This is a genomic window from Mucilaginibacter sp. NFR10 (genome assembly GCF_900100445.1).
In the GTDB taxonomy this organism is placed as follows: Bacteria; Bacteroidota; Bacteroidia; order Sphingobacteriales; family Sphingobacteriaceae; genus Mucilaginibacter; species Mucilaginibacter rubeus.
The window spans coordinates 327,617-339,947 of the sequence record NZ_FMTV01000005.1; the positions used below are offsets into that span (position 1 = coordinate 327,617).

At 46.0% G+C, this 12,331-nt stretch carries 11 protein-coding genes; 8 read left to right on the plus strand and 3 right to left on the minus strand.

Annotation, left to right across the window (positions count from 1 at the left end):
- Positions 1–17: 17 nt before the first annotated feature.
- From BLP33_RS18310 to BLP33_RS18320, 3 genes are read right to left on the minus strand one after another with little or no spacing between them, the layout of a single operon-like run.
- Entirely contained in the window at positions 18–1,451 is a 1,434-nt protein-coding gene (locus BLP33_RS18310) for a GspE/PulE family protein (RefSeq protein WP_090531747.1), read from the minus strand.
- Positions 1,448–1,975, minus strand: a complete 528-nt coding sequence (locus BLP33_RS18315) for a hypothetical protein (protein WP_090531749.1) — start codon at positions 1,973–1,975, stop codon at positions 1,448–1,450. The genes BLP33_RS18310 and BLP33_RS18315 overlap by 4 nt, the downstream gene beginning before the upstream one ends.
- Position 1,976: 1 nt before the next feature.
- The gene (locus tag BLP33_RS18320; protein WP_090531751.1) at positions 1,977–2,402 is read right to left on the minus strand and encodes a type IV pilin protein; all 426 of its coding nucleotides are present in this window, start codon (positions 2,400–2,402) and stop codon (positions 1,977–1,979) included.
- Between the two features lie 243 nt (positions 2,403–2,645).
- Here BLP33_RS18320 and BLP33_RS18325 point away from each other — a divergent pair, with 243 nt between their 5' ends.
- The 8 genes from BLP33_RS18325 to BLP33_RS18360 all read left to right on the plus strand — a co-directional run bounded on the left by BLP33_RS18325 (position 2,646) and on the right by BLP33_RS18360 (position 12,302).
- Positions 2,646–3,605 carry a fibronectin type III domain-containing protein gene (locus tag BLP33_RS18325; protein ID WP_090531753.1) on the plus strand — a complete coding sequence of 320 codons (960 nt, stop codon included), beginning with the start codon at positions 2,646–2,648 and terminating at the stop codon, positions 3,603–3,605.
- A gap of 8 nt (positions 3,606–3,613) precedes the next feature.
- Positions 3,614–4,117: a hypothetical protein gene (locus tag BLP33_RS18330; protein ID WP_090531755.1), complete on the plus strand. Its 504-nt coding sequence runs from the start codon at positions 3,614–3,616 to the stop codon at positions 4,115–4,117.
- Entirely contained in the window at positions 4,114–4,713 is a 600-nt protein-coding gene (locus BLP33_RS18335; protein WP_139160019.1) for a toxin-antitoxin system YwqK family antitoxin, read from the plus strand. The genes BLP33_RS18330 and BLP33_RS18335 overlap by 4 nt, the downstream gene beginning before the upstream one ends.
- 1 nt (position 4,714) lies before the next feature.
- A complete protein-coding gene (locus BLP33_RS18340) occupies positions 4,715–5,983 on the plus strand; it encodes a hypothetical protein (protein WP_090531759.1) in 1,269 nt (422 codons plus the stop codon).
- Positions 5,965–6,333 (plus strand): hypothetical protein, encoded by a 369-nt coding sequence (locus BLP33_RS18345; protein ID WP_090531761.1) that lies wholly within the window; start codon positions 5,965–5,967, stop codon positions 6,331–6,333. The genes BLP33_RS18340 and BLP33_RS18345 overlap by 19 nt, the downstream gene beginning before the upstream one ends.
- A 25-nt stretch (positions 6,334–6,358) precedes the next feature.
- Positions 6,359–6,820 (plus strand): hypothetical protein, encoded by a 462-nt coding sequence (locus BLP33_RS18350; RefSeq protein WP_175490053.1) that lies wholly within the window; start codon positions 6,359–6,361, stop codon positions 6,818–6,820.
- A complete protein-coding gene (locus BLP33_RS18355) occupies positions 6,820–7,968 on the plus strand; it encodes a type II secretion system F family protein (RefSeq protein WP_090531765.1) in 1,149 nt (382 codons plus the stop codon). Before BLP33_RS18350 ends, BLP33_RS18355 begins: the two co-directional genes overlap by 1 nt.
- Before the next feature lie 344 nt (positions 7,969–8,312).
- Positions 8,313–12,302: a PKD domain-containing protein gene (locus BLP33_RS18360; RefSeq protein WP_090531767.1), complete on the plus strand. Its 3,990-nt coding sequence runs from the start codon at positions 8,313–8,315 to the stop codon at positions 12,300–12,302.
- The last annotated feature ends 29 nt before the right edge of the window (positions 12,303–12,331 follow it).

Sequence of the window (12,331 nt, forward strand, 5' to 3'; positions counted from 1 at the left end):
CTTTTCCCCATATCTTCTTAATAATTAAATAACAGCGGGTAAATCTCATCAATTGAAGTATGTCCCTCGCTGAATACCTGAAATGCATTTTCTGCCAGTGTATGGATGCCACGGTCCGTCAGTAGCCGGTGGATATTAGCATTTCCTCTCTTAATCTCTTCGGCCAGCTCAAGATCAATCGGGATTACTTCATAAATCGCTTTCCTTCCTTTATAGCCGGTATAGTAACACTGTTCACAGCCATGCGGCTTGTAATGATGTGCTACATCACGTGAAGGCCGGTATTGGCGCGGATACATTGAATTGTCAAAATCATGTAGCGTTTTGCAATGCGGGCACAACAGCCTGATCAAACGTTGCGCTGCCGTAGTACTCAGTGTATTAGCCACCAAAAAAGGCGGTATCCCCATATCGATCAGGCGCGACACCGTTCCCCAGGCTGAATTGGTATGGATAGTTGACAATACCAGGTGACCGGTCAGTGCCGCCCTGATCGCCATATTGGCGGTTTCCGGGTCCCTGATCTCGCCGACCATGATCACATCCGGGTCCTGCCGCAGGAACGTGCGCAAAGCAGCCGCGAAACCCAGCCCAATTGATTCTTTTAACTGCACCTGGTTGATCCCCTCCAGCGTATATTCCACCGGATCCTCAATGGTCAGGATATTCCGGGTTTCTTTATTCAATAACTTTAACGTCGCATACAGCGTGGTTGTCTTTCCCGAACCTGTCGGCCCGCTGATCAGCAGGATACCATTGGGGCGCTTTACACCCTGCAGGTAATTCTCCAGGTCAAAACCCGAAAAACCAAGGCTGTTCAGATCGATATCTGTCGCATCATTGTTTAACAACCTCAACACTACCTTTTCACCGTATAAAGTTGGCAATACGGAAACACGGATATCAAACTGGCTATCCCCGCTTTTAAAGTTGATCCTGCCATCCTGTGGAAGCCGCTTTTCGGCAATGTCCAGATTGGCGTAGATCTTGATTTTGTTGATCAGTGCCGGGTAATCGTCATTTTTTAGCAAGTAACGCTCCACCATCATGCCGTCAATCCGGATCCTTACCCGGCATTTATGCTCATACCGTTCAATATGGATATCGCTGCTCTTCAGATTTTTCGCTTCGGCGATCAGGTTTTCGAGAAAATCATCCGCATGGTTGCTCAATTGCAGTTGGGTGGTACCCTCTACAGCGTTATCCCGCAGGTAATACTTGGAAAGCAGCCTGGCAATCATACCGGCCTCTATCGGCTCCAGCAACACCTCTTTACCCAATAGCACCTCCAGTTCGGCAGCGAGACTGTCATCTTCTGCTCCTGCTTCACAATACAATTCCATTCGGAGGGCTGTACCGTTTTTTGGAAGAACACGGTAATGCCAGGCCTGCTCCTTGCTCAGCAAATGGATATTTTCAGTTAATAATAAAATCTCTTCCCCGCTTCTCATAATAAAAGGAAATGACGCAACCAGTTATCCTCTGTCACATCGAAGTGAAAACACCGCCAGTCGGCCATCAAAAACAGAATTAATAAAACAGATTGAAACCCTGCAAGAGGGATGTGGCCCCCGCCTTTTGCCCAAATGAGCTGCCACAACAACCAGCAAAACAATACCACAATCAAACTTGCCACATAAAAAAACATGAAGTTTAATATTGACAAATAAAAAGCGGTAGCTAAAAAGAACAGAATATCTCCCCAGCCCAGAAGCTGGTGAGTAATATTGACGATCCGCCGATTTTTAAGCGAAAAGTATATAGTCAGTACAGCGAGTTGCAAACCGACAAAAAGAAGATTGAAAGTAACCGGTTCCCAGTAATCTTCCAGTTGATGAAACCTGAACCAGTGCATACCAGCAAAAGCAACCGCTAACAACGGGAACCAAAACCAATATACCGACCGGCTCTTAAAATCCTGCACTGCCAAAGCGCCAAGCACCGTCAGGATGATTAATTTTAAAACCAGCGACACCTCAATCCGGGGTTACTTCTTTCAGGTTCTTGTCCTGGTCAATTTCCCAAACATTAAAAGTGCCGTTACCGTTAAAATCAACAACAGCAGTAGCTTTGGCTGTAAAGCCGGTGTTAGAGGCGTTGGTGATCTCGATCCGGTAATTAGCTTTGGCATCCTTTCCTTCTGTACTCAGTTTTTCCTGGACAAAACCCAGCTCGGCCAGGTCCCTGGAATATTTGGAATGCTCGTAGAAATAGTTTTTTTCTAATACCTGTAAATGATTGAGTTGTAATTTGGCCTCTGTACTTTTGGCCTTCGTAATTAAAGGAAGCAGGTTGGGCAATACCAGTAAAACCAATATCCCGATGATCACCAAAACCACGAGGATCTCGGTAAGTGTGTACGCAACAAGGCGCTTTTGTGATTTCAATTTAGGCAACTTCATTATCAAATTTCAGCACTAAGCTAACAAATATTTATTTTGATGCAAATATGCTCATTTAATAATATTTGAAATTCAGCTGATTAAAGTTTATTTATTATGTATTAAAATCAAAGCAAATTATTCATTACAAACAAATTACACCCGAATGAACTCTCCATCGGTTATAGCTGCACAGACAGCCTGCAAACCCTGCGTTAAAAAACATTGCAAGTCTTTTCATGAATTATTTTTAATTTAGTCGAAATGAAACTTAAACCCGCACAGATCCTGTTGGCCTTGTTTGCCATGCTGATATTTTCCCTATCGGCCTGCAAGGATTTTATCGAGCCGAACATCAGCAGGCGGCTGGTATCGCTCAAGGCGCCTTCAGATAAATACCAAAGCACGAACTATAATATTAATTTTTGGTGGGATGAAGTGGAAGATGCGCTCTCCTATCGCCTGCAGGTTGTGACACCGGGCTTTGACACCATTGGCGGTCTGGTTGCTGATACCTTGGTTAAAGGGAACCGCTTTACGTTAACGCTTGATCCCGGAGAATATCAATGGCGGGTAAGAGCAGAGAACGGCAGCTCCCAAACGGAATTCAGTACGCCCAACCACCTTACCGTCATTCCTTCTTCACTTACGGCCCAAACGGTGATCCTTAGTTCCCCCGCCAATAATACGGCCACTAATCAAAGCAGCGTAACTTTTAAATGGGCTTCATTGTTCAGCGCTGTGAACTACCACATCCAGGCGGATACAAATAATTTCGCTGATGCCAGCCACATTCTTATTGACCTGACCATCCCGGGCCAGCAGTATACTTATAAATTTCCGAAAGACCAGACTTATCAATGGCGGGTGCGGGCAGAGAACGCTACGGAACAATCAAAATGGTCTGTTGTCAATAATATCAGCTTCGATGCCACCGCCCCTGCCGGCGTAACGCTTTCCGCACCGCAAAACAATGCGGTAGTCAACAAACCGGTCAGCCTGCAATGGACTAAATCGGCCACGGCATCCAATTATAAACTATATGTATACAAGGCAGACTCGACTACCTTGTACAGCACAGCGTTTCCTGCTTTACTGAATACCAACACTTACAGCTTTACCCTGGGCTCGTCCGGGGAAAGGATCTACTGGCGGATTACCGCGCTCGATGCAGCCGGCAATGAAAGTGCTCCCTCCGCGCTGCAAAGTTTTGTACTGCAATAACAGGCGTTATGAAGAATAAAAAATTCACATACCTGCTTGGCGCCGCCGTACTGATCGTCTGGGGGCTGATCCTGTACCGTGTATTCGGGGCGATGGCCGATAATGAACCCGATGAACCGGCAATATCCGGCCCGGTAAAAAAAGAGGCCTATAATGACTATGCCATTCCACGTGACACCACGCACTTACTGCTGAACTACCGGGATCCATTCGGCATGGTAGCTGCTAAAGATACCATTAGCCATAAGCATAGTTCATCAGGGCCGGCGCAGACAGGACTACATCCGGCTGTACCTCCCATGAACTGGGATTTTATCAGATATGTGGGCTATGTCAGGAACCCTGGATCCAAAAAACTGGTGGCCATGGTGCACCTCAACGGAACCGAGTTGATGATGAGTGAAGGCGAATCGAGCGGCAGCCTGAAACTTATCAAAAACCTGCGGGATTCGATCAGGATCAACTACCAGGGCAAAATCAAATTCATCCCCCTTAAGCCAGCAACGCCATGAAGAAACTATTACTTTTCATTTTCATTCTGTTATCCCGTGGCGTTATGGCCCAAATGCCGGATTACGGGCTTTATAATATTCATATCAGCGATTCAGCGAGAATCATCCGTACCCAGGTAAACCCGGTTTCAGGTACGGTTTTTACGCGGCCGGGACTTTTATATTACTGGTTTGGCAGTAACATAATTCATGAACAGCAAGGCGGCTTCAGCGGCAAATTGCTCAACGGCAGCTACGAAGAATCCGACAGGTATCATCATTTGATCATGCAGGGAGGATTTAAGGGCGGCCTTAAAGATGGCGTTTGGAAAACCTGGAATGAAGGCGGTAAGCTTGGTAGCATGATTACCTGGGATGAAGGCGTAAAAACAGGCAAATTCGCTTACTATGATGCAGGCGGTAACGAAACACAATCCGGTAGCTATGATCATGATTTACTGGACGGCAAGATCATGTACCATACCGGCACCGACTCAATTAAAACCATCCGGTATAAAAACGGGAAAATAGTACCGGCGAAAAACAGCAGTTTCCTGAAACGGATCAACATTTTCAAAAAGAAAGCAGCCGGAACTCCGCAACCCAAGACACCCTGACATGCTCAAAGCCTCCGCGCTGTATATGGTTATTGTGATCACTTTAGTTATTGGCGTGATCTGTTCCGCGCTTATCGTAGCTGCATACCTGTATAAATCTCAGTATCAGGCAAAGTTCCGAACCGACCAGTTACGGAACAACCTGAACTCTGGTATCACTATTTTAATTGGTAGTAAGGATAGTATTTACAAGGACGGGCATACGTTCGGCCTTTTCAACGACGACGCGGATTCGGTAAGCTTAAAAAAAACGGATTGGGGGACTTTCGACGTGTGCGCTGCAAGCGCATTTATTAAGAGGGATACGCTTTATAAGGTTTTTTCATTAGCAAACCAAATCGATTCAGCCAAATGGGGAGTGTTATACCTTATAGATGAAGACCGTCCCGTTTCCGTCAGCGGGAATACGGTTATTCGGGGGAACGCTTTTATTCCCAAGGCAGGTATAAGAACAGCTTATGTAGATAATCAGGCTTATACCGGAGATCAGCATATTGTTAACGGCAAAACCTTTGACAGCGAAAGAAAGCTGCCGCCGCTTTCAATGGCCAGGCTGGGGCAACTGCAAAAGCAATTGTCGGTTTCTCCGCCCATGAACAATCTTCCCGTAGGAGTAGACAGCATTGCCCGGTCTTTTCTGAAACCAACGCTCAGTTACAGCTTTGTTAAAGAAGCAAAGACCATAGGCCACGTAAGCCTCAACGGGAACATCATTTTATATTCCGATACCACCCTGGTCATTGACAGCACTGCCCGTCTGAACAATGTATTGGTGTTTGCCAGGGGCATAGTCATCAAGAGTGGTTTTCGGGGCAACTGCCAGCTCTTTGCCACAGATTCCATCAGTGTAGAACGAGATTGCAAATTCAGCTACCCGTCCTGTCTCGGCATACTTCGCTTTACTACAGGCAACACGGTTGGGCTCCCGGCCAAACTAACTATCGGGGACCGGACTGATTGTGAAGGTTTGATTTTTAGTTACCAGAAAGACGATAAACAACTGCCGCCAGTTATTTCACTAGGCAAAAAGGCCAGGGTGCTGGGCCAGGTTTATTCCATGGGGATCTTGAACCTGCGGGCCGGAACAACAATAAACGGCAGCGTATTCACCAAACGTTTTTTATACCAAAGTGAGTTCACCCGGTACGAAAACTACCTGATCAATGTCAGCCTGGACTCCCGGGCGCTTTCTCCCTATTACCTGAGCAGTGATCTCACGCCCGTTGCCGGGAGACCAAAAAAAATCTTACAATGGCTGGAAGCAAACTGAAAAACAGGCATAGCGTCAGGGGCTCTACCATACTGGAAGTGATCATCTCGATGATCATCATCATTGTGGTGTTCGGTATCGCCATGATGATCTTTACCAATGTAAACCGCTTATCACTTTCTGCCAAAAAGCTGAAAGCGCAGGCCCTATTACAGCACACCTTGCTTCAGGCCGAACAGGCAAAAGATCATACCGATCAAACGATCACCGTTGACGATATGACCATCAAACAGGAAATAACACCATTTGAAAACGAACCCGGGTTATCGGTCATTACACTGACCGCTTTTGATCCTGATCATGAGCAGGTAGCCCGGCTAAAAAAAGTGATCATAAACCATGAGGAATAAAAACAGGCTCCCGGCTTTCACGATCATGGAACTTACTGTCGCCATGCTCATTTCGGCCATTGCGATCGGCCTGATGTACAGTGCTTACGCCATCATCAGCCATTCATACCTTTCTTTTGTTGACCGTAATAATACCACCGGCATGCTCGCCTTGCTCGACCAACGCCTGAACCGGGATATCGACAAGGCTGAAATGATATACAGGGATAGCAATACGGTGACCATGAGCAGCCATATCGATACCGTTATTTACAGTTTTCAGGCCGACCGGGTGATCCGCCAAAAGCTGCTTACGGATACGTTTAAAGTAAGCACTGAAAGTTTTATCACCTCATTTGAATCTGTTCCTGTTGAGGGCAATCCGACCGACGGGGAGGCGAAGAAAATTGATGACCTGCAAATCGTACTATTGACAGAAGGTCAGAAAATTCCGTATCATTACCATAAAACATATAGTTCCGTTAACCTATTCCAGCCTATAAACTGATGCCATCCATTGACCTGAGCAGGTACGAACCTAAAAAAGCGCCAAAACCACCCAGGCAGGGCAGCGAAAGCAGCCTGTCGGCTTTGCTCAATAAAGACATCAGTTTCGGCAGGAAGGAACTGAGTGATAAAAAGAAAGAAGCCTTATACCTGGAACTCAGCTCCCTGCTGCTGGCAGGCATCAACCTCAAAAGCAGCTTTGAGCTCATTACTGCCGACCAGGAAAAAGAAAAGGATAAGCAGTTGTTCAATACCATCCAGGAAGCTGTATTGAAGGGGGTGCCCTTTTCACAGGCGCTGGAGCAAACCGGCAAATTCTCGCTTTATGAGGTTTACAGCTTGCAGATCGGCGAAGAGACCGGCAAGCTGACCGAAGTGCTCGGTGATCTGGCGAAATTCTATCAGAACAAGATCAAACAGCGCCGGAAAATCGTTTCGGCACTCACCTACCCATGTGTGGTATTAAGCACGTCCTTAGGTGCGGTGTTCTTTATGCTGAAATTCGTGGTACCGATGTTCGGTGATGTATTTAAACGTTTTGGCGGTCAGCTGCCCTGGATCACGGAAAAGATCATCAGCGTATCGCAGGCTATGGAAAATAACTTTTATGGTTTTGTGATGGTGATAGCGATCATTGCAGGCTTAACCTGGTACAGCCGTAAAACAGAGCGTTACCGGCAGTTTATCTCTGCTTTGGTGCTACGCCTCCCGCTAGCCGGCAACATTGTCCAAAAGATCTACCTGGCCCGTTTTTGCAATTCGATGCGCCTGCTGATCAACGCCCGTTTGCCCCTGCTGAGGGCCATTGCATTGAGCCGGCAAATGATCGGTTACTATCCTATCGAGTCATCCCTGCAAAAAGTGGAAGACGACATCATAAAAGGCAAATCCCTGCACCAAAGCTTGCAGCAGTTCAAGATCTACCCCGTCAAAATGATCCAGTTGTTGAAAGTGGGTGAAGAAACCAACCAACTGGATTATTTCTTTGCCAGGATCTCGGAGCAGTATATCGATGAAGTGGAATATAAAACCTCTACGATCAGCAGCATGATGGAACCGCTGATCATCATTTTTTTAGGGTTGATAGTAGGTATGATCCTGATAGCCATGTACCTGCCCATGTTCCAGATGAGTAATAGTTTTCAATAGATTATCCAATTATCCGGTCGATCACTTATCTAACAATAGAGAAATCCCGGATGCTGATTTCCCCGTGATTTCCCTCTGTTACTGCGCGCACTCCATACCAGCAATCAGTCATATCTGAAAGTGCGAATTGGTCATTCCTGATATATATCACTCGTACAATCTGCTAATAGGCGGGCAAAGCTGAATAAATTGTCCAGAGGTTTTGTTTTTAATATTAAATATTTATTTTAGAGCCAGACAAACAACCTTATCGCAATGAAAAAAACTATTTCCAGGATCGCTCCTGACCTCATAACTACTTACCGTACGGTTCAAATAACGCACATTTAATCTTGATTTCTAAAATGAATAAGAAGCATCTTGTTTCTTGCCTGTTCTTATGCCTTTGTTTTTGCGGCATTTTACGGGCACAGACGCCTGTCGATGTTAATCTAGCAACAGGTTCGCTGAACGTAAGCATCCCGGTTTATACCTTAAGTAAAGGCCAGGTATCCCTCCCCATCAGTCTCGCATACAGTACGAACGGCATCAAGCCTAAAGAAGTAGAAAGCACAGCCGGCATGAGCTGGGAGGTAATCGCGGGAGGGCAAATCAGCAGGAGGCTGCGTGGTATCCCTGATGATGTCAGCTATGATGACCAGAATGTTTATTCAAATGGCTGGATGAAAACAAACTACTCCGCATTTATTTCAGGCTTTAATATTGCAAATGACAACAATTACCTTACGTGCCCGGATGAAACCGCTGATGTCAACTATATCAATGGGTATTTCGTTGACACCAATGAAGACACGGAGCCGGATATTTTCGACGTGAACGCGCCGGGATTGTCTTGCCAACTGGTTTATGACAGGGCAACTGCCAAATTCAAACTGGTAAGTTACCAGGATCTGATCATTACCTATACCACCAACGGCGGCACGGGTGCCGCAGCAAGCTTGGTCAATTCGTTTACGATCATCAACGACAAAGGTATCAAATACGTTTTTGCGGCACCCGATAAGATCACGCAGAAAACGGTCCTGGGTTCAAATGGCAATGCGCAATACCTTGTACGGAAGTACAAAATATTCCAGAATGGGATAACTTTTTACAATAACTGGCACCTGACCAGTATGACAGATCCAAGCGGGAACGGCATCCAGTTAAATTATGTGACTGTTCCTGACAGAAGCGGCACCGACCCGGTTATATTACATATTTCAGGTTCTTCAACACCAAGTGTACAATATTATATTCAACAAAAATTGTCGGCGCAGCAATTGTCAACAATCAACACTTTTGATGTTGGAACGACAACTACCGGTTTAAGCTTCAACCGCAGCTCCCTAATTGCCCCAGGCCAGACCGGTCAGACGATTATTACCTCTATAACGGGCATTGGACATAATTTCCAGTTCACCTATACACCGGTGATTTATTCAGCGACCGGATACAGCAGGGCATTCCTGCGAAGCTTTTCAGATGCTGGATGCAGTTCTCCTGTCAGCTATACATTTAATTACAAGGCCGAAAGTGTTTCAAACGGGAATTATACAACAATTTTACCCGATTCGGGAACAGTAAAGGTTGACTACTGGGGATATTATTCGCCGACGACAAATACAACACTCTTGCCTAAAGTCTGGATTAATCCATCAAATTCAGCGTATCCTAGGTACGCCATCTACAATCCATCTACCGGTGGAGGAAGCTATACTTATGCTTCCACAGCGGGTAATAATCGCCCGCCGATGAATAGCTTAGGAGGTGAAGCCGAGGTTTGTATAGGATGTCTTGGAACCGTTGGATATGCACAAGGTGGCTCAACGACTATCACCTACGAACAAAATACCTACCTTGATGTTCCTTCAAATCAAAGCGTTATCGGAGGGGGGATCAGGGTGCAGCAACTCACCGATTACGATGGTATAAATACAGCCAATAATATTGTCCGCAATTATAGCTATGTAGTTCCCGGAGGCGCTGTTTCAAGCGGAAAACCTGTTACCTTACCGATGTTCGCTTTTACTGCGCCAGCCGTTACCGGTAATACCGGGCAGAGCTTGTGGGACTATGTAACTGTATTGTCTGATTACGATCTTTCCGTTGAAGATCATACCATTGTTTACAGTTATGTAAAAAAAAGCCAGGCCGGCTCTGGGAGTTCACTGTATCAATTTTACATGCCTGCTACCTATTGGGATAGCAGCGCAGCTCCTGCCTGCGCCGGCTGTAGTGCAGAGTGGGCGCCCACGATCAATTACGCTGCCCGCAGCAGTTGTAATACGAACAACTGGAATGTGAAAAATGATTTATATTCCTATCCGTTTGTGCCGAACCCAAATTATGACTTCGAAAGAGGATTGCCCTTAAAAATGACGGCATTTAACGATGCGGGCACAAAAGTAAGTGAGCGGACTTTTACTTATCAGAGAGTGAACGCCATACCCGCTGTTATAACCGCTTTTAAATATGATGATATTACATTTGCAGGCTTAACGTCAAAAGGTTATAATAAATACAATATCTATTATAATGCCGGTGAACTGGTAAGCCAGGTAACCGAGAAGGTTTACGATTCGCCGACCCTGAGCCAGGCCCGGACGAAGACAACAAACTATTTTTATGCCAGTGCCAACCATAAAAAGCTTACCCGCCAGCAGGTTACCAATAGTGACGGCAGCGTCCTGACTAATAACTATACCTATGTAAAAGATTATCCGTCAGCCGCAGCCGGTTCTAACGCCAACGTTAACGCGCTTTACTACATGCAGCAACCGGCCCTGAATATGAACCTGCCCGTTGAAAGCTATCAGCAGGCGACCAAAGGCTCTGCTACAGTTACCACAAGCGCATCACTGAAGCTTTACAGCGCGACAACGCTCGGAAGTAACACCCGTTACCTGCCTTCAAAGCAACTGACCATGGTACAGCCTGATGGAGTACCTTCTGCGGCAAGTCCTACTGCTTTTACTCCTTTCAGTGTCAATGGCACCAATCAGACATCTGCTTCCGACAGTCGTTATTTCACTGCCGGGAATTTTACCAAATATGACAACTACGGGTACTTGGTAACGGGTGATGACAATAACAAAAATAACAATACACGATTTACGGATCACATGAGCGGTCAGCCTGTTGCAAGTTTTGCCAGAGCGAAATTTGGTGAAATGGCATTCAGCGACTTCGATACGGACGTCCCTACTTCGCCATCATATGGATTTACTATCGGTGGCAGTGGCAGCTTCACTCCAACTGGCAGTCATACCGGCGCATCCTACGGGTTACCGGCAACAACAGGTACGCTTGCTTCCCCTTCGATCACAAAAAATACTACTTCGGCGAATTACATTTTTTCGGTATGGATCAACGCCACCACCGCCGGAACACTGAACCTTACTTTTACGGGCGGTACAACCCTGGCCCGGCAGATCAGTTATTCCGGGACCTGGAAGTATTATGAACTAAAAGTGCCGGTTACTGCGTTGGCCGCAACATTTACACTAAGCATATCATCCACGCAGAACATTTCAGTAGATGATATCCTTCTGTATCCCGAAGTCGCTACAGCGGCTACGGCATCTTTCGATCCGGTATATCATTACAAAACATCAGAGACCAATACCAATGGTGTTTCTGGCTATTTTGTAAATGACCAATGGGGAAGGATGTTGTACAAATTAGACCAGGACAAAAACATTATAGAAAGGAACTCATACCTGTCTCACGGGGATGTACAAGGTATTGCCAATCCCTCAATAAGTAACAACCAGTTTTATAAAGGGCATCCCGGAACATTTACCTTAAGCGGCCCGGACGCATGTTCAGCTGTCGGCGTTACCGTTGACTGGAACTTTGGCGATGGAACAGGGACGGTAACATCAAGTGGCCTGATCAGCCCAAATCACACCTATACAACGACTGGTCAAATGTCCATAACCGCAACTTTGCACTCACCCCTTTTCGGAGATAAGGTGGTACCTGCTAAAACAGTTTCCGTCGATGTTTTGAACGTTAATCTAACCTATCATAATAATACAAATTCAGGCGCGGCTATCAGCAGTGTAAAGTTTTATGATAGTTCAGGGGCTAACCTGCTATATTCCTTTATTGAGTCACAGTTGGGTAGCTCCACCGTTCCGCAGGGCGCATATAGAGTTGTCGTAGCAATGACCGGAGGGCCTTATAATACCAAAACGCAATCGGGATATGCCAGCGTCCAACTGGCCGGTGACTGCTGGACGGATTGTTCTGCCTATGCCAGTTCAAATACATACACTTTTAATGCGGATCTGAGCAATTGCAACGTGCTCGACTTTGGAATTTACACCTACATTATCTGTGGTATTTAATAGTTGCCATTAACCTGACCTAAGCGAAA

Bases quoted from the DNA above. Each gene is read 5' to 3' on its own strand.
- BLP33_RS18310 (WP_090531747.1), bottom strand. From the start codon at position 1,451: ATGAGAAGCGGGGAAGAGATTTTATTATTAACTGAAAATATCCATTTG.
- BLP33_RS18320 (WP_090531751.1), bottom strand. From the start codon at position 2,402: ATGAAGTTGCCTAAATTGAAATCACAAAAGCGCCTTGTTGCGTACACA.
- BLP33_RS18325 (WP_090531753.1), top strand. From the start codon at position 2,646: ATGAAACTTAAACCCGCACAGATCCTGTTGGCCTTGTTTGCCATGCTG.
- BLP33_RS18330 (WP_090531755.1), top strand. From the start codon at position 3,614: ATGAAGAATAAAAAATTCACATACCTGCTTGGCGCCGCCGTACTGATC.
- BLP33_RS18335 (WP_139160019.1), top strand. From the start codon at position 4,114: ATGAAGAAACTATTACTTTTCATTTTCATTCTGTTATCCCGTGGCGTT.
- BLP33_RS18340 (WP_090531759.1), top strand. From the start codon at position 4,715: ATGCTCAAAGCCTCCGCGCTGTATATGGTTATTGTGATCACTTTAGTT.
- BLP33_RS18345 (WP_090531761.1), top strand. From the start codon at position 5,965: ATGGCTGGAAGCAAACTGAAAAACAGGCATAGCGTCAGGGGCTCTACC.
- BLP33_RS18350 (WP_175490053.1), top strand. From the start codon at position 6,359: ATGGAACTTACTGTCGCCATGCTCATTTCGGCCATTGCGATCGGCCTG.
- BLP33_RS18355 (WP_090531765.1), top strand. From the start codon at position 6,820: ATGCCATCCATTGACCTGAGCAGGTACGAACCTAAAAAAGCGCCAAAA.
- BLP33_RS18360 (WP_090531767.1), top strand. From the start codon at position 8,313: ATGAATAAGAAGCATCTTGTTTCTTGCCTGTTCTTATGCCTTTGTTTT.